We start from the raw sequence: 17,118 nt of genomic DNA, 5'->3' as shown, positions 1-17,118 counted from the left end.
TCAGGTAGTGAGCCCGCGAAGTGCTTCTTCGGTGACGCAGTCGTCGGGGGCGACCGTATCGACGCACCCCGCTTCGATGGCGCGCTTCGGCATCCCGAAGATAGCAGACGTTTCTTCGTCCTGTGCAACCGTGTAGCCGCCAGCGCGGCTGATTCGACTCATTCCTTCGACGCCGTCGCGACCCATCCCCGTCAGGATGACACCCGCGAGTGGTGCATCGACCACCTCGGCGGCCGAGGACATGGTGAGGTCGATAGCTGGCTTGACGCCGTGAAGTGGGTCGTCGTCCGAGAGTTGGAGTTTCAGGCGACCGGCACGGTCGCTCGTCACGAGGAGGTGCGACCCGCCGGGCGCGATTCGAATCTGGCCGGGGCCGATTCGGTCGCCGTCGGTCGCCTCTTCGACTTCATACTCACATCGGGCGTCGAGACGCGCCGCGAACCGCTTCGTGAATCCTTTCGGCATGTGCTGGACCACGATAACGCGGAGTCCGGCCTCCTTCGGGAGCGCCGCGAGGACGCGCTCGACGACGTTCGGACCGCCCGTCGATGCGCCGATGATGAGTGTCGAACCCTCTTCGGGGAGTTGCTCGGCGGCCGTATCCGACGACGAACATGTGCTCGTCGCCGACGCCGATTTCGACGAGGATGTCGCCGACGTGGGCGAAGGCCGGGACTTCCCGCGGGTCGCCGAGAGGTCCACCGCCGCGGCGGACTGAATCTTCTCGACCAGTTCGCGCTTGACGCGCGGCATCTCGGAGGTCACTTCCCCGCCCGGTTTCGTCACGAAGTCCACCGCGCCCCGGTCGAGTGCCTCGAAGGTCACATCCGCGTCCTCTTCGGCGTGTGCCGAGAGCATCAAGATGGGAGTCGGGCACTGGTCCATGATGGCCTCGACCGCGTCGAGACCGTTCATCTCGGGCATCTCGATGTCCATCGTCACGACATCGGGGTCGTGTTCTTGGACAACGTCGATTGCCTCTCGTCCGTCTCCGGCCTCGGCGATTACCTCGACATCCGCGTCTTCGAGGAGGGTCCGAATTAGCGTCCGCATGAACCGCGAATCGTCGACGACGACAGCACGCGTCGTCGAGTTAGCGGACGCACTCATCGGTGCCACCCGGCGGAATGCACCCGGTAATCCGCAGCAGGCGTTGCCATTGACTGCTGTCGATGGCTCGGAGGAGTCGTCAGTATGCCGTTTCGTTCACCGCTCATCTATCTCCGAGGTTCGGAAATCGGATATATAAACACTCGGCGAGGATAATCACGCCTGATAATCGGGTACGTACCTTTATGGCCTAAATCAGCGGAATTTGTTTCAGACAGGGGGCGGCGCGCGTCGCCGCCGGAACCAACCATGCGACAGGATTCAATCACGACGGATGTGGCAGAAGAGGATGCCGAGGAAGACTCCGGCGAGGAAGTCCAGGTACTGGAATTCAAGTTGGGTCCCGAGACGTACTGCGTCGATATCGAGTACGTGAGCGAAATCGTCGACAAGGGACAACTCACGGGCGTTCCGAACGCACCTGAATACGTCGACGGCGTCATGGACCTTCGCGGCCGGACGACGTCCATCATCAACCCGAAGACGCTTCTCAACATCGACGACGAAGGCGAGTCAAAGCGCATCGTCATCTTCGACCCCGGGAAGTTCGAAGACGAAGCGGCAACCGGATGGCTCGTGGACGAAGTCTATCAGGTCGTCCGCGTCTCGATGAACGAAGTCGAAGACCCGCCGATGGAGAAAGACGACTCCATCGAGGGCATCATCAAGCGAGACGGCGAACTCGTCGTCTGGATTTCGCCCGTTCACGCTATCGAGTAAGTCGCCGACGCACGCGCGGACAACTCATACCACGTTCTTCCACCCCTTTTCCGACGGCGGAGCACGACTAAATTCGAGCGACGAGTAACGATGTCCGGGCGCGGCAGAGTATTGTTACGATGTACCAATTCCCACATCGAAACCGCAAAGTCGGTGCGCGACAACGCGGGGGAAAAGTAGGACATATATATTCTCAGTAGAATGCTGGAACAACTATGCTCGGGAGACATTCATCGCATGCGGGGGGATGGTCGTGACTGACGACTCATCTTCCTCGTTCGTGCAGTACGGTATCGACGACAAACCACCCCTTCCGACCTCTCTCCTTCTCGGCGTGCAACACTACCTCACGATGGTGGGGGCCAACATCGCTGTTCCCCTGATTCTCGCTGGCGTCCTCGGCATGCCCGAGGCTGTAATTCCGCGCTTCGTCGGGACGTTCTTCGTCGTCTCCGGTATCGCCACGCTGATGCAGACGACGTTCGGGAACCGCTACCCAATCGTGCAGGGCGCGCCCTTCTCGATGCTGGCACCCGCAATCGCCGTCATCGGCGTGGTCAAAGCCACAGACCCGGCAGGAGTCGCGTGGCAGACGGCCCTCTTGCAACTTCAGGGGGCAATCATCGTCGCCGCGGCGGTCGAAGTGCTCGTCGGGTACTTCGGTCTACTCGGCCGCCTTCGCAAGTTCATCTCGCCGGTGGTCATCGCGCCGACCATCGCGCTCATCGGTCTCTCGTTGTTCAACGTTCCGCAGGTCACGTCGGCGACTAACAACTGGTGGCTCCTCGGCCTGACGCTCGCGCTCATCGTCCTCTTCTCGCAGTATCTCGACACCACCCACCCGGCATTCAAGCTCTTCCCCGTCCTTCTCGGCGTCTTCGTCTCGTACGTCGTCGCCGCGGCGCTCTCCCTGACTGGCTCCATCGCACCGGGTGCACCCGGATTCGTCGACCTCGGACGGGTTGCCTCCGCACCGGCGCTAATGCCCATCTACCCGCTCCAGTGGGGCTTTGCAGGTGGCGCGGGCACGACGACTGTTGCACTCCCCGTCGTCGGAACCGTCGCCTTCGGCATCCCGCAGTTCACCAGTTCGTTCATCATCGGCATGCTCGCAGGCGTCGCCGCCTCGATGGTCGAGTCCTTCGGTGACTACCACGCCGTCGCCCGTCTCTCGGGTGTCGGCGCACCATCCGAGAGTCGCATCAACCACGGCATCGGCATGGAAGGAGTGATGAACATCTTCTCGGCACTCATGGGCGGAAGCGGGTCGACTTCCTACTCCGAGAACATCGGCGCAATCGGCCTGACGGGCGTCGCCTCCCGCTACGTCGTGCAGGTCGGCGCTGGCGTCATGCTGCTTATGGGCTTTGTCGGCTACTTCGGCCAACTCATCGCGACCATCCCCGACCCAATCGTCGGCGGCCTCTACATCGCCATGTTCGGCCAAATCGTCGCCGTCGGCCTCTCGAACCTGAAGTACGTGGACCTCGATTCGTCGCGCAACATCTTCATCATCGGCGTGGCGATGTTCGCCGGGCTTGCAATTCCGGCGTACATGGGTAACCTCGGTGGGGCTGATGCGTTCCGGCAGGGCATGAGTCAGGTCGCCGTCCTCGGTCCCGTCCTCGGAACGCAAATCGTCTCCGACACTATCTTCGTCATCGGTTCGACCGGGATGGCCGTCGGTGGTCTCTTTGCGTTCTTCTTCGACAACACAATCGAAGGAACTCGCCTCGAACGCGGCCTCGAAGAGTGGGAAGACACCGTCGAAGACGACGAGGACTTCACCTCCGCCATCGAGCGCCTTCGCGGCGACAAGCCAACCTCGGCTGACTAACTCGGGTGTTCCCGATTTCGGGCGACTGAGTCGGATTTTCGCCACCGATTCTGCGGTTCGGCTTCGACCCGATTCCTCGACAGTGTGTGTATTCGAACTCTCACGTTCTGCGAACAATCGACGGGCTTATCTGTATTTAGGCGAGCCAAAAGTACAGAGAAACACCGTGAGCCGCGACTGGCTCGCCTGTTTTAGGCTGACCTAAAATTCGAAGCCCTTTTATTTGTTTAGGCAAGCCTAAAGATTGATGACGTACTCTCGACGGACGCTATTGAAAACAACAGGTCTGGCAATTGCGACCGCCGGACTTGCGGGTTGCAGTGGGCAGGACGACGCTTCGGCGAACACAGAGACGGAGACCGGCGCGCCGGAAACCGAGGGGGAGGACTCGGAGGGGACCTCAGCCGAGGTGGCGGTCGATGCGTCCGTCGCTGTCGCCGCAGAGTGGAACGCGATGCGCGCTCGCCTCTACGACTCTATCGCGCTCGCTACCGCAGGGCGCACCGGAACCGCCGGACAGGTCGCCAAGGACGTGTTCAAGCGCTTCGAGGAGTCCTCGGGCGAGTGGGGTGCCCACGAGCAACTGGAAGCGACGAACGAGGAGAACTACGAGACGTTCGAAGAACACCTCGGCGGCGCACGGGAAGCCTTCTCGTCAGGTCACGCCGACGAGGGTATCGACCTCGCAAAGCAGGCCGCAGACAACCTTCTCGCAGCCCAGCGCGGCCGCGTCGATTCGGCAGTCGTCGACGCCCTCGGTGTCCTCACCTTCGGTGCCCGCGCTCGGGACGCAGAGATGCTCGCCGCTGCTGGCGAAGTCGAAGCCGCTGCGGAAGTCGCACACGGCGTGTACGAGGCCTTCGAATCCGCGCCCGAGCACGAAGTGCTCGAAGAAGCGTCGGGCGAACTGTACGAAGCCTTCGAGGCCGGAATCGAAGGTGCTGCCGACGCGAGCGACGCGAGTTCGATTCAGCAGTCCGCCCGCTCGGCGGCCACTGCGACGGTCGACGCAAGCTACGAAATCGCACCCAAGAGCGTCGCTGGTGCGGGACACCTCGCGCTCATGCAGGCAATCGGCTTCGACGCCGAAGTTCTCGCCGGACTCGGCGGCCCCGGTGACGAGTACGCCCACGCCGCATCGCTGACGCTCTACCGCGCACGCGCGGCAGACGTTGCATGGCTGGTCGCCCAAGGTAAGACCGACTTCGCCGCGACGCTCGCGGGCGACATCTTCGCCCACTTCGAAGGCGCACGCGCTCACGAAGCCCTCGAAGAGGCCGACCACGACGCCTACGAAGGCTTCGAGGGCGGTCTCGAATCGCTCAAGTCCGCGGCCGCATCGGGCGACGCCACGGCGACGGCCGACGCGCTTGCGACGGTCGACGAGAACTTGCTCGCAGGTGTCTCTGCACTCGTCGGCGGCGACGCCGCGACCACACTCGAATCGGCGTTCTTCCGCGCCCGTCTCGCCGACGCCCGCGAACTCGTCGCACTCGGTGCGACCGACCGCGCCGCCTCGGTCGCCGAAGGTCTCTTTGGCCGGTTCGAAGAGAACGAAGCCAACCTCCACGAGGCCGTCGAACACGAGTCCGAAGACCTCTACCACCGCTTCGAGGAAGAACACCTCGCGGGTCTCGTCGACGCCGCATCCGCGGGCAACGCCGAGCAGGCAGCCACCCACGCCGAGGGTGCGATGGACGTACTCTTCGAGTTCGAGGCGGCTGTCGGTACGACCGCAGAAGTCTCGGCCGCCGAAGCGGCGTTCTTCGGTGCGCGCGGCTTCGACGCTGCCGGACTCGCAACCCTCGACGCATCGTCCCGCGCTTCCACAGTCGTCTCGTCCACCTTCGAGTTCTTCGAGACGGGCGCTGGCGGCTACCACGAAGCACTGGAAGACGCGGACCACGACCTCTATGAGTCCTTCGAAGGCGCACTCGGCGAGGTTCGCACCGCGGCCGAAGAGGATGGCGACACCTACGGTGCCGCGAAGACGTACAACCAGAAGGCGGTCGATTCGATGTACGCCGTCGTCGTAACCGCCGCGGCCGACGCCGGTCTCGCTGCTGCCGCGTCCGAGCGCATGAGTGGTGTCTTCCAGACCTTCGAGGGCGCTCGCGTCCACGAGACGCTGGAACACGCGGACCACGGTGCCTACGAAGGCTTCGAAGAGAAGCTCTCGGCGTACGTCTCGGCGCTCGAAGCGGGCAGCGAAGTCGATGCTTCCGCGGAAGCCTACGCGTCCGCGACGCTTCGCGCACAGTTCGCCGTCGTCGGCGCTATCGACAAGGCACCGCTCGACCACTCGTCGCACGACCACAGCCACGGTGAAGGCGAGACCGAGTTGAGTGGTGGCCCGAACGTCGTCGAGGGCGTCCCCGAAGACGCAGACCACGTCGTGAAGATGAACGCCGTCTCGTTCGACCCCGCCGAACTCACCGTGTCGGTCGGCGACACGGTCGCATTCGAGCACGCTGGCGGCGAGGCACACTCGGTGACCGCCTACGGCGACAAGATTCCGGAGGGGGCCGCGTACTGGGCCTCCGGCGGATTCGAGTCGCAGGAAGCCGCAGAAACTGGCTGGGACGAAGGCAAAGGCGCTGTCCAGTCTGGTCAGTCCTACGTCCACACCTTCGAGACGGCCGGTGAGCACGCCTACTACTGCGTCCCGCACGAAGCCGCGGGCATGACGGGGAAGATTATCGTCGAAGAGTAGGCTGACTTCCCACGGCCCCGCACGTCCCTACAACGAAGTGTCTGGCATGCTTCGTTCTTTTTTATTTGCTCCCGAGTGCGACGATAATGAGATAGCCAACGGCTCCCGCGACGAACAACAGCACGGGAATAGCGAACGGACCAAATATCCCGATGAGCGTGTCGAGTGGACCGAGTTGGAGCATATACGAGCAATGGAATGACGACGGTTAACGTTCTCGCCGACTCGAACCTGCCCGGCGGCCTTCGGTGTGCACGTTGCGCTACTCGTTGTCAGTTTCGTCCTCGCCGACGAGGTTATCATAGGAGTCGCCCCCGCTGACGAGGTCATCGTAGGAGTCGCCCTCGGCGAAGGAGGCATCTCGCGGGTGGTCGGTGCCGCCGTTCGCTGCCTCCGCCGCTGCCGATTGCGGAGCATCCACAGTACCATCGGGCGAGTAGAAGTGCACGTCGCGCTGCGGGAACGGGATACTGATTCCGGCAGCGTTCAGTTGCTTGTAGATTGTCCGATTGAGGTTGTGCGTCGCCTTGCCGCGCTTCAGTGGGCTGTTGACCCAGCAGACGAGTTCGTATTCGAGCGCGTCGGGACCGAACTGTCGGAACCGCGCTCGTGGACGCGGCGAATCGAGAACCAGTGGTTCGTCGAGGGCGACGTCGACGAGCAGTTCTTCGAAGTCGTCGATATCGGTGCCGTAGGCGACGTCGACGGGGATTTTCACCCGGCGGCGGCGGTTCGGAGCCGACTCGTTGATGATTTTGGCCGCGTTGAGCACCGAGTTCGGTACCGTGACGAGGAGTTCGTCGCGGGTGAGAAGCGTGGTCGAGCGAATCCCGACCTTAACAACGGTCCCCGCCTCACCGGAGTCGAGGACGACGTAATCTCCGATTTTGTAGGTGTCGTCGAAGTACAGCGCGATACCGCCGAAGAAGTTGGCGACGGTGTCCTTCGCGGCGAACCCGACGGCGATGCCAGCGATGCCCGCCCCGGCGAAAAGCGGCGTTATCTCGATACCCCAGAGGTACAACAGCGCGCCGATGGTCCCGACGGCGACGAGAATCGTCCAGATGTTCGAAAAGACCGGCGCGAAGTCGAATCGGCTCCCTTTGGTCTTGACCTCCTCGACGAGACGATTGACGAGGCGGTTGAGCGCCCACGCCCAGATGACGATGCCGACAGAGATCGATGGACGGCCGAAGAAGGTGTTGAGGTCGGCCGCACTCACCACGAGTGCGTCGGCGACTGCCGGGGTCTGGGCGAACAGATAGATACCCGTGAGCGCGACGGTGATGACGATTGGCCAGCGGAGTTCCTGCACCACGATGTTGTCGAGGCCCGTCTCTGTCCGCCTCGTGTACTGAAAGAGGAGTCGGAGGACCACCGCCTCCATCACGAACGCACCGACGACGGAGATGAGCATCACGAGGACGGATGCCTCTAGCGCCGACAGACCGGAGAGCAGTTCTGCGAGGTGCTGGCTCATGCCGCGGAAGTCGCGGGCGCGAGGGATAACGATTGCTCCGGTGTCGTCGCCAGCAGACGTTGCAGACGACGGTGTACGTCGCGGACGACACGCGCAGGCAGGGAGCGACCAGCCGAAAGACTTTGTGTACCGCGTGGGCGAGAAGACACCAGATGTATCGAGTCGGTCACTGGGGAGTCTCGCTGCTCGTGTTCGCGCCGGTTGGATTCGCGCTCGTCGAGATGGGAACCCCGGAACTCGCGTTCGTGTTGGGTGCGGCGATGTGTTGGCTTGCGATGCTCCCAGACTACGACCACCGGATTCCCGGCCTCTCGCACCGCGGGCCGACACACACGATTCTCTTCGCGCTCCTCGTCGGCGGCGTCGGTGGCGGCGCTGCAACCCTGCTGGCGACGGCACGCGGCCTCTCCGAACCGCAGACCACGACGCTAGTTGGATTCGGATTCGCAACCGGCGCACTCACCATCCTCGCGCACTTGGTGGCTGACGCACTCACGCCCGCCGGAATCCGCCCCTTCTGGCCGCTGTCGTCTCGGAAGGTAACACTCTCTCTGTGGACTGCGGACAACACGTTCGCCAACTACGGCCTCTTCGCGCTCGGCGTGTTTGCGGTTGCTGCGACAGCCTACCTGTCGCTCGTCGTCTGATTTTCTCCCGTGACCTGAGGAATCGTTAAGGTCCGTCCGGGCGAGCACCGATGCATGGACGACGACGCGATGCGCCGATTCCCGGTCCCGGACCTCGACGAACTGCCAGACGACCTCCGCGAACGAATCGAAGAAGAGACCGAACGCGCGGGCTTTACCCCGAACGTCTTCGCTGGCTTTGCCTACAAGCCGTCGCACTGGCGGGCCTTCTTCGACTACCACGACGCGCTCGTCGACGATACCACGCTCGAACGCCACGAAGTCGAGATGATAATCGTCGCCGTCTCGGGTGTCAACCACTGTTACTACTGTAACGTCGCCCACGGCGCACTCCTCCGCATCTACGCGAAAGACCCGCTTCTCGCGGACCAACTCGTCGCAAACTACCGTTCGGCCGACATCTCCGAGAAGCACAAGACGATGCTCGACGTGGCGGTCAAACTCACCGAACACCCGGTCGAAGTCGGCGAAGACGACCTACAGAAACTCCGTGACGTTGGATTCTCCGAAGAGGAAGTGTGGGACATTGGCGCAGTTACCTCGTTTTTCAATCTGAGCAACCGCATGGCGATGTTCGCGGACATGCGGCCGAACGAGGAGTTCCACACGCTCGGGCGAGAACCCCGCGACGACTGACTGACGAGACGAGTGTCGAACAGCACGGTTCGCCCGTGAGAGGCCGTGTAAACCGTCCAATTTGGTAATAAATGGGTCACCAACCCATACGAATTGTTATCAATTGGCGGAAACCTTATGGCTTCGACGGGCGACAAACGACACGAGATGGCGAAAGGTAAGGTAGCTTTCTTCAAGTCCTCCGGTGGATACGGATTCATCGAGACAGACGACGCAGACGACGACGTGTTCTTCCACATGGAAGACATCGGCGGCCCGGACCTCGAGGAGGGACAAGAAGTGGAGTTCGACATCGAACAGGCCGATAAAGGCCCGCGAGCGGTCAACGTGACGCGACTCTAAGTCTGCGAGCGATTCGACCAACGCGACAGTACCGGCAAGGAGACGTTCCAATTTTCACCGTCTGAGCGGCGGCGCTCACCGAAGGCGTGGGCTTCTATCATGAGTACGCTGTCATCGTGCTGAAGCGGCGCGATGTCCGGGGCTGAGTTGGTCACCGAGAACCCAGACGGTCATCAGCGACGCCGCGACCCGGGTTGTGGGTCAACGTGCGCAGGTGCCATCAGGTCGTCGAGCGGTTGGTCGTCCAGCCATTCGACGAGGTGCACCAGTTGCTCGCTCGCCGCCTCGAATAGCTTGGCTCCTGCCTCGGGCGTCGCGGCCGTCTGGTCGCCAAAGACGCCGTTGTCGGAGTTCTCGATGGCGTCGTAGAAGGTTCGTGCGCCGTGTTCGCGGTAGTCGCGTCCGGCGAACGTTCGACGCCCGCCATCGCGGGCATCTTCGAGGCGGTCTTCTCGGACGAGGTCACGGGCGATGTGCATAATCATCGCCGTCTCCTTGGGGCCACCGTGCGGACCGGGGTGGTCGAACAGTTCGCGCACGAGGTCCGGAATCGACTCGTCCCACATCCACTCGATGGCGTACATGGTGCCGTCGTCACGGAGTCGCCGTCCGACCTCGCGGAGGTGCTGGATGTTGCCCCCGTGGGCGTTGACGTACACGACTCGGTCGATGCCGTGGTACGCGAGGTTGCGCGTCATCGACTCCACGTAGTCGCGGAACTGCGGCGCATCGACCCACATCGTTCCGTGGAACTGCCGGTGGTGCGGACTGACGCCGACGTTCACCGTGGGCGTACAGAGAAAGCCCGTCCGGTCGGCGGCCTCGCGCGCCAACGCCTCGGCGATGAGGTGGTCAGTTGCAAGCGGCAGGTGCGGGCCGTGCTGCTCGGTTGACCCGAGGGGAACGAGCGCCAGTGACGACTCCGCGACGTACTCCCCGAGTTCCGGCCACGTCTGGTCGGCGATGTACATGAGAGTCACGACGGAGCGACAGGTAAAGAAAGTAAAGTGGGCGACAGGTGGTCTTACTCGCGTTCTTGTTTGCGGAGTTCAACGCGGCGAATTTTCCCGGAGGAGGTCTTCGGGAGTTGCTCGACGAACTCGATTTCGCGCGGGTACTTGTACGGGGCGGTCTGTTCTTTCATGAACTCCTGTAGCTCGGTCACGAGTTCGTCGGAGCCGTCGAAGCCATCGGTGAGGACAACGAATGCCTTGACGATGTTCCCGCGTTCTTCGTGCGGGCTTCCGACCGCCGCGGCCTCGGCGACCGCCTCGTGAGACACCAGCGCGTCTTCGACTTCGAAGGGACCGATGCGATAGCCAGACGAGATGATGATGTCGTCGGCGCGGCCTTCGAAGAAGAAGTAGCCGTCTTCGTCTCGACTCGCAAGGTCGCCGGTGCGGTAGTAGTCGCCCGAGAACGTCTGTTCGTCGAGATTCGGCTTCTCGTAGTAGCCGTCGAAGATACCGGGACAGCCGACGGGAACGGCGATTTCGCCGATTTCGTCGACGCCGACTTCCTCGCCGTCCTCATCGATGATAGTCGTCCCGAGGCCGGGCGTCGGTTTACCCATGCTGCCGGGTTTCACGTCGATGCCGGGGTAGTTCGTCAGGAGCGCGACGGTCTCGGTCTGGCCGTAGCCGTCGCGTGGGGTGATGTCGAACGCCTCGCGGAACGCCTCGATTGGTTCGCGGTTGAGCGGTTCGCCCGCCGAGAGCACCTCCTTCAGGTCGAGGTCGTACGATTCGAGGTCGTGCTGGGCGAACATGCGGTACTGGGTCGGCACCGCACAGAGGCGCGTGACGCTTTCTTCTTCCATGAGTTCGAGGAAGGTCTCTGACTCGAAGTCGCCGCGATAGACGAACTGGGTCGCGCCGGTGGTCAACCCCACGCCGACCGGACTCCAGAACCACTTCGCCCACCCGGTTCCGGTGGTTGCCCAGAGCAGTTCGTCCGAGAGGTCGTCGTCCGCGGTGACGCCCCACCAGTAGGGGGCGTTGACGAGTTCGAAACAGCGCATCCAGCGGTGGCGGTGGCGAACCGGCTTTGGCTGACCCGTGGTCCCGGAGGTGTAGTTGATAGACATCGGGTCTTCGGCCTTCAGGTCGGGGCCGTCGTGGTCGGTCGACTCGTCCGCAACGAGGCTGTCGAAGTCGGTCCAGCCCTCGGGTTCGCCGCCGAGCGAGATGAAATTCTCCAGTGGTGTCTCGTCGCGCACTTCGTCGACCATCTCGACCAGCGACTCGTAGACGACCGCCGTCGTCGCCGCGCAGTCGTTGGCGCGGAACTCGATGTCCTTCGGTTTGAGCATCGACGAACTCGGGACGAGGAGCGCGCCGCGTTTGAGCGCGCCGAGTTGAATCGCGAACACGTCGGGGTCGCGCGGAAGCAGGTGGATAACGCGGTCTCCCTTTCCGACGCCGAGAGATTCGAGGGCGTTGGCGAATCGATTCATGTCGTTACGAAGGTCCTCGTAGGTTACCTCCGCGCGTCGACCCTCGTCGTCGCGGAACGTCAGCGCCACGCGGTCACCGAAGGAGTCGGCGTGTGACTCGATGACCGCGGGGATATTGTAGTCATCCGGGATGTCCCACTCGAACGATTCCAGCTCCGCTTTGTAATCGATTGCCATACCACACCAGACAGAGACGACTGTAATAATTGTTCGTCCGAAATTTGGCGGGACCCTGCCGCGGTCAGGCCATCGGAGCGCCTTCTTGTGGTCCTTCGTCGGATGTGCTCGCGCTGTCGTCACCCTCATCAGCGAATTCCTCGCGGAGGGCGAGTGCGAATGCACCCAACCCGACCAGCAGGACGACGAACTCGACGAGACCGCCCAGCGGAACGAAGTCGAGCAGGGTGAGGATGAACAGGCCAAGCACGAGCGCCGCCCAGCGATTCGCGTAGTTGGCGAGCGAGAGGAGCCACGTCCCGAGGACGAGCGCCCCGTAGATGCCAACCGCTTTGTCCACCTTTTTGCTCGCTCCCGACGACACCGAGTGTATGGAGTACACGACGCTCGGGAACACCGGCATGGAAGTCTCGCGCATCTGTCTCGGTTGCATGAGCTTTGGCACGCCCGACTGGCGCGAGTGGGTCCTCGACGAAGAGGCGGGTCTCGAACTCGTCGACCGCGCTATCGACCTCGGAATCAACTTCTTCGACACCGCCAACATGTACTCCGACGGCGAGTCAGAGCGCATCCTCGGGAAGGCGCTGGAGGGCCGCCGCGACGAGATGGTCGTCGCGTCGAAGGTGTACTTCCAGATGGACGACGACGACCCGAACTCGGGCGGCCTCTCGCGGAAGGCCATCGAACAGGAACTCGACAACTCGCTCGACCGACTCGGGATGGACACGCTCGACCTCCTGCAAATCCACCGCTGGGATTACGACACGCCCATCGAGACGACGATGAGCGCCCTCGACGATGCGATTCGCCGGGGAAAGGCACGCTACATCGGTGCATCGTCGATGTGGGCACACCAGTTCGCCGAGGCGCAGTACACAGCCGACTCGCTCGGGTTGGACCGCTTTGCGACTATGCAGAACCACTACAACCTGCTGTACCGCGAGGAAGAACGCGAGATGCTTCCTCTCTGTGAGAAACAGGGCGTGGGCGTCATGCCGTGGTCGCCACTGGCCCGTGGGTACCTCACGCGCCCGCACGAGGAGTTCGACGCAACGACGCGCGGCGAGACGGATGAACTCGCCATGGGCCACCCGTACTTCGAAGGGAACGGTCGCAAAGTGAACGAGCGCGTGCAGGAACTCGCCGACGAGAAGGGCGTGAAGATGGCCCAAATCGCACTTTCGTGGGTGCTGCACAAGGATTGGGTCGATGCGCCAATCGTCGGGACGACGAGCATCGAACACCTCGAAGATGCCGTCGAAGCACTCGACATCAAACTCTCCGACTCCGATATCGAGTACCTCGAAGAGCCGTACCAACCGGTTCGCGTCTCCGGCCACGACTAACCGTTTCGCGCATCACCAATTGGTCACCGTTCGGGCCACGGCGAGGGTAAAACACTTTGCGCCGTGCCGAGAGGGAAAATCGTGCACAGGCGACTCGTCAGCCACATCCGAAGTGACGCGGGAACGGCCCTGTTCGCCGCCGAGGTACTCCTCTCGGCGCTCGTCCTCGCGAGCGTCGCCCTGACGCTCGCCTCGCCGTTCGTCCCGTCGCTCCCGCTCACCGACGTTGGCTTTTCGGCCGCGGCAGTGGCTATCCTCGCACTCACGGGCACGTCGCTGTTTGCTGCCTCCCGACGAATCGTCCGGTTTCTCACCGGACGCGGCGGTGTGGAAATGGAGTCCTTCTGGCGGATGCTCGAACTGATGCTCGCGTTCTTCGTCGCCGGTATCGTCGCGTTCACGCTCCGACTCGGCGAGTTCTCCACTTCGGTCCCGGACCGCGGAAACGGCGACATCTTCGTCGGTCTCTTTTTCGCCTACGTCCTCGCGGGCGTCGGTCTCGCGGTTATCGTCTGTCTGCGGGCGATGTGGCGCGTCGTCGAGGCGGAGATTCAGTCAGCACTCGGCAGCGTCTGACCCGGTTGACTGGGGTCGAGACGCTTGACTGCCCGAAACGCGACGAGTGCAATCGCAACCTCCGCGAATCCGACGACGAGGAACGATTGGAGGTAGCCGACCACCTCGGCGACGGTGCCGCCGATAATGAACCCCGCGAGGAACCCGAGACTGCCGAAGACGTTGAACCCACCGAGTGCGGCCCCGCGTTCGTCCGGTTCGGCGAGGTCGGTGACGAGTGCCATCGTCGCGGGCGCGACCATCGCCCCGAAGACGCCGACGACGACCATCCCGCCCGCGGCGAGGAGGAGCGTCGGTGCGAGACCGACGCCGACGATAGAGAGGCCGAACAGCATCGACCCGCCGACGACCGGAATGAACCGGCCGATGCGGTCCGAGAGCGTCCCCATTGGATACTGCAACAGCGCGAACGGGATGAAAAAGAGCGCGAGAATCCCACCCGCGAGCGCGGCGTCGGCCCCGAACTCCTGACGGAAGTAGAACACGCCGACGAGCGAGAAGAACCCGGCCGTCATTCGGTCGATGAAGCCAAATGCGAAGGGAATGCCGAAGACGGGCTTCGCCGCCAATCGGCGCAGGACCGTCCCGAACTTCACGCGGGTGGCGTCGGGAGCACGGTCCGTGACGGTGGCGACGAGAACGGCGACGGACACGAGAACGAGGGCCGCGGCGTACAGCGGTGCGAGCGGGTCGAAGGTAGAGAGTCGCCCCCCCACGACAGACCCGAGGGCGGCACCCAGCCCGATAGCGATACCGGCCGCGCCCATGTTTCGCCCGTTGCCGCCCGAGAGGTCGGCGAGCATCGTCATCGCGAGCGAGAACGCACCGATAGTCAGCGCACCGCCGACCAGACGGACCGCGAGCGCGACGACGAAGGGTGCACCGAGACTCGGAAGGGCGGCGAGAGTGAGATAACTCGCTGCACCGCCGAGTGCGCCAGCGATGATAAGTGGGGTTCGTCTTCCGAGTGCGTCCGAGGCGGCACCCCAGAGGCTCGCAAACGTGACGAACGCGGCGAATTCGGCGACGAGAAACAGCATCCCGTCGGAAAGGTCGCCCTCGCCGCCGAGCGCCGTAACGAGATCGGCGACGCCCGGATAGAGGAACACCTGTGCGACGAGGACACCCCAGACTGCGAGCGCGAGCGTCAGTCGGTCACGGCGCGTCGCATCCATATCTCTGGGTTGTCCTCGGCGAAAATAGACCTGTCTACGTCAGGCGGGAAACGGGCTCCGACAGCGTGGTGGTACCGAACTCCAAGAACGCCGTCTCGTAGCCCTCGTGACGGACGACTTGCGGCGGCACCTCGACCACGAGTTCGATGTCGTCTCCGGACGAGAGTTCGGGGACTGGTGCCCCGTAGTGGAAGCCGAGTTCCGGGTCGAGTCCGGGTTCGAGGCGGCCGTCGAATCGGACGTGGCCGCCGCCGGAGACGGTCGCAGAAAGGCCCGTCCGCGGAACGACGAGTCGGTTGTACGGCGTCTGCGCCGAGACGGCGAGGTAGGTGTCGTCGCCGAACCGCGGGTCCGAGATGGCAGTTCCGACCAATCGGAGGTTGCTCGCAGTTCCGCTGCCGAGTGGTTCTCCGGGGAGTCTCTCGGGGGCGTGTCCGAGCGGAACCGACTCCATCTGCATCGGCTTGGCCGCGCCTCTGTCGCCTTTCTTTTCGTCGAGTCGTTCGTAGGGGATGTCGTTTCGGTCCGTGCTCTCGAACTCGAAGTCGAGACGACCCGCCGCGGCGGACTGGAATTTCCCTTCTAACGCGCCGAAGCAGTTCAGCGATGCCGCACCCACGTTCACGCGAACCTCGTAGGTATCGTCGCCGTCGAGGCCGAAGTTCCCACCGTAGTGAAAGCCCATCCGCTGGGAGAGCATCGGGTAGATGACCTCCTCGCTGACGAGCGACCCGTCTCGGGTGAGTTCGACAGACAGGCCGGTGTCGGGGACGACGACGCCAGTGTCGGGGTCCCACACCGAGGCCATGAGATGGATATCGGCGCTCCGTGCGGGACGAGTCAGGCTCGTTCCGAAGTCTCCCTCTTCTTCGTCCATCACCCAGAAGCGGTGCGGATAGCTGTAGAAGACGCCGACGCGGAAGTCGCCAACGTCGGCAGTTCCGACCGGGTTCATGCCTTCGACGTGGGTCGGAATGTAGGGTTCGGCGGGACGGTTCGAGAGGACAGGCGGTTCGTCCGACGTGTAGATGCGGCCGAGTTCCGCCAGACAACCGGAGCAACCGAACGTTGCGGCAGTCCCTGTGGCCGCGAGGAACTGTCGCCGTCGCATCACGCCTCCCGAAGTGCGGTCAGGTCGTCGATGAGGGCCTGTTCGTCCGGTTGGTTCCCGCGATAGGTGCGCTCGACGTAGCCGTCGCCGTTAACGAGCATGACGAGGCCGAGGTGAGTAAACATGTAGTTCCCCTCTTCGTTGGGTTCGTTCTGCTCGAAGAAGACGCCGAACTGCTCTTCGACGACTTCCTTCGTTTCGGCTTCGTCTCCGGCGCGGAGGAAGTGCCAGTTCCCCACGTCCATGTCGACGTTCATCTGGCTCGCCTCCTCGCGGAAGGCGTCCGCATCGTCGCGTGCGGGGTCGAACGTGACGGGATAGAAGCCGACTTTGTCGGCGTATCCCTCGGAGACAGAGTGAATCTGGACCTCCCGCAGGGCGCTTATGAGGACCGGACAGACGGTCATGCAGTTGGTGAAAAAGAACGTGTGGAAGTGCGGGACGTCGATGTCGTGGGCGGCAACGTCGGTTCCGTGGATAGGGTCGTGAAGTGTTACGTCGGGAACCTGCTGTCCCCACGCAGGGTAGGGAAGTTGCTCGCTTGTCACGTCGTTTTCGCGGTCGGGTTTCGGAAGTGAGACGTTCGGATTCCCGCCGCCACCGAGACAACCGGCGAGCCCAAGTGCCGCGCCGGTACCTGCGACGCGGAGATAGGTTCGGCGATTCATTATCATCTCTATTGAGCCGATAGCTAAATGCCGTTTGGTGTGTGTTTCGAACGCCCAGCCGCCGATTTCGATTCGAGAAACGCACCAATTTGAGGCGCACACCAGAACCCACTTGCTTGGGAGGT

The 17,118-nt window shown here is 63.0% G+C and carries 16 protein-coding genes and 1 pseudogene; 8 read left to right on the top strand and 9 right to left on the bottom strand.

Annotated features, from left to right (window positions below; all coding sequences use genetic code 11):
- Positions 1–1,110: a chemotaxis-specific protein-glutamate methyltransferase CheB gene (gene cheB, locus ACH9L7_RS06690; protein WP_396612945.1), complete on the bottom strand. Its 1,110-nt coding sequence runs from the start codon at positions 1,108–1,110 to the stop codon at positions 1–3.
- 249 nt (positions 1,111–1,359) lie between these two features.
- Here cheB and ACH9L7_RS06685 point away from each other — a divergent pair, with 249 nt between their 5' ends.
- From ACH9L7_RS06685 to ACH9L7_RS06675, 3 genes are all read left to right on the top strand, one after another.
- Positions 1,360–1,830 carry a chemotaxis protein CheW gene (locus ACH9L7_RS06685; protein ID WP_396612944.1) on the top strand — a complete coding sequence of 157 codons (471 nt, stop codon included), beginning with the start codon at positions 1,360–1,362 and terminating at the stop codon, positions 1,828–1,830.
- A gap of 247 nt (positions 1,831–2,077) precedes the next feature.
- The gene (locus ACH9L7_RS06680; protein ID WP_396612943.1) at positions 2,078–3,667 is read left to right on the top strand and encodes a uracil-xanthine permease family protein; all 1,590 of its coding nucleotides are present in this window, start codon (positions 2,078–2,080) and stop codon (positions 3,665–3,667) included.
- Positions 3,668–3,914: 247 nt separating this feature from the next.
- A complete protein-coding gene (locus tag ACH9L7_RS06675; RefSeq protein WP_396612942.1) occupies positions 3,915–6,380 on the top strand; it encodes a DUF5059 domain-containing protein in 2,466 nt (821 codons plus the stop codon).
- A gap of 61 nt (positions 6,381–6,441) precedes the next feature.
- Here the strand turns inward: ACH9L7_RS06675 and ACH9L7_RS06670 are convergent, their stop codons facing one another.
- Positions 6,442–6,564 (bottom strand): hypothetical protein, encoded by a 123-nt coding sequence (locus ACH9L7_RS06670; RefSeq protein WP_396612941.1) that lies wholly within the window; start codon positions 6,562–6,564, stop codon positions 6,442–6,444.
- Positions 6,565–6,642: 78 nt separating this feature from the next.
- Positions 6,643–7,860: a mechanosensitive ion channel family protein gene (locus tag ACH9L7_RS06665; RefSeq protein WP_396612940.1), complete on the bottom strand. Its 1,218-nt coding sequence runs from the start codon at positions 7,858–7,860 to the stop codon at positions 6,643–6,645.
- 152 nt (positions 7,861–8,012) lie between these two features.
- On the opposite strand from ACH9L7_RS06665, the gene ACH9L7_RS06660 reads away from it, so the two are divergent.
- The 3 genes from ACH9L7_RS06660 to ACH9L7_RS06650 all read left to right on the top strand — a co-directional run bounded on the left by ACH9L7_RS06660 (position 8,013) and on the right by ACH9L7_RS06650 (position 9,485).
- Positions 8,013–8,507, top strand: a complete 495-nt coding sequence (locus ACH9L7_RS06660; RefSeq protein WP_396612939.1) for a metal-dependent hydrolase — start codon at positions 8,013–8,015, stop codon at positions 8,505–8,507.
- Between the two features lie 54 nt (positions 8,508–8,561).
- Positions 8,562–9,143 carry a peroxidase-related enzyme gene (locus ACH9L7_RS06655; RefSeq protein ID WP_396612938.1) on the top strand — a complete coding sequence of 194 codons (582 nt, stop codon included), beginning with the start codon at positions 8,562–8,564 and terminating at the stop codon, positions 9,141–9,143.
- 147 nt (positions 9,144–9,290) lie between these two features.
- Positions 9,291–9,485, top strand: a complete 195-nt coding sequence (locus ACH9L7_RS06650) for a cold-shock protein (RefSeq protein WP_008323852.1) — start codon at positions 9,291–9,293, stop codon at positions 9,483–9,485.
- A 173-nt stretch (positions 9,486–9,658) separates the two neighbouring features.
- Here ACH9L7_RS06650 and ACH9L7_RS06645 read toward each other — a convergent pair whose 3' ends face one another.
- The 3 genes and pseudogenes from ACH9L7_RS06645 to ACH9L7_RS06635 all read right to left on the bottom strand — a co-directional run.
- On the bottom strand, positions 9,659–10,456 hold the full coding sequence (locus ACH9L7_RS06645) for a creatininase family protein (RefSeq protein ID WP_396612937.1): 798 nt from the start codon (positions 10,454–10,456) through the stop codon (positions 9,659–9,661).
- A gap of 53 nt (positions 10,457–10,509) precedes the next feature.
- A complete protein-coding gene (locus tag ACH9L7_RS06640; RefSeq protein ID WP_396612936.1) occupies positions 10,510–12,117 on the bottom strand; it encodes an acyl-CoA synthetase in 1,608 nt (535 codons plus the stop codon).
- 64 nt (positions 12,118–12,181) lie between these two features.
- Positions 12,182–12,442: pseudogene (locus tag ACH9L7_RS06635) on the bottom strand (polymer-forming cytoskeletal protein); the annotation flags it as partial.
- Between the two features lie 46 nt (positions 12,443–12,488).
- Here ACH9L7_RS06635 and ACH9L7_RS06630 point away from each other — a divergent pair.
- Entirely contained in the window at positions 12,489–13,463 is a 975-nt protein-coding gene (locus ACH9L7_RS06630) for an aldo/keto reductase (protein WP_396612935.1), read from the top strand.
- Positions 13,464–13,544: 81 nt separating this feature from the next.
- Positions 13,545–14,039 (top strand): hypothetical protein, encoded by a 495-nt coding sequence (locus tag ACH9L7_RS06625; protein WP_396612934.1) that lies wholly within the window; start codon positions 13,545–13,547, stop codon positions 14,037–14,039.
- Here ACH9L7_RS06625 and ACH9L7_RS06620 read toward each other — a convergent pair.
- The 3 genes from ACH9L7_RS06620 to ACH9L7_RS06610 are packed head-to-tail and all read right to left on the bottom strand — an operon-like array spanning position 14,015 to position 16,993.
- Positions 14,015–15,214, bottom strand: a complete 1,200-nt coding sequence (locus ACH9L7_RS06620; protein ID WP_396612933.1) for an MFS transporter — start codon at positions 15,212–15,214, stop codon at positions 14,015–14,017. The two genes, ACH9L7_RS06625 and ACH9L7_RS06620, sit on opposite strands and share 25 nt — an antisense overlap.
- A gap of 34 nt (positions 15,215–15,248) precedes the next feature.
- Positions 15,249–16,325 carry an iron transporter gene (locus ACH9L7_RS06615; protein ID WP_396612932.1) on the bottom strand — a complete coding sequence of 359 codons (1,077 nt, stop codon included), beginning with the start codon at positions 16,323–16,325 and terminating at the stop codon, positions 15,249–15,251.
- A complete protein-coding gene (locus tag ACH9L7_RS06610) occupies positions 16,325–16,993 on the bottom strand; it encodes an SCO family protein (RefSeq protein WP_396612931.1) in 669 nt (222 codons plus the stop codon). The genes ACH9L7_RS06615 and ACH9L7_RS06610 overlap by 1 nt, the downstream gene beginning before the upstream one ends.
- Positions 16,994–17,118 lie beyond the last annotated feature (125 nt).

Source organism: Haloferax sp. S1W (assembly GCF_044593955.1).
Classification (GTDB): Archaea; Halobacteriota; Halobacteria; order Halobacteriales; family Haloferacaceae; genus Haloferax.
The sequence above is the reverse complement of the archived record's forward strand: the minus strand, read 5'-3'. Positions and strand labels throughout refer to the sequence as shown.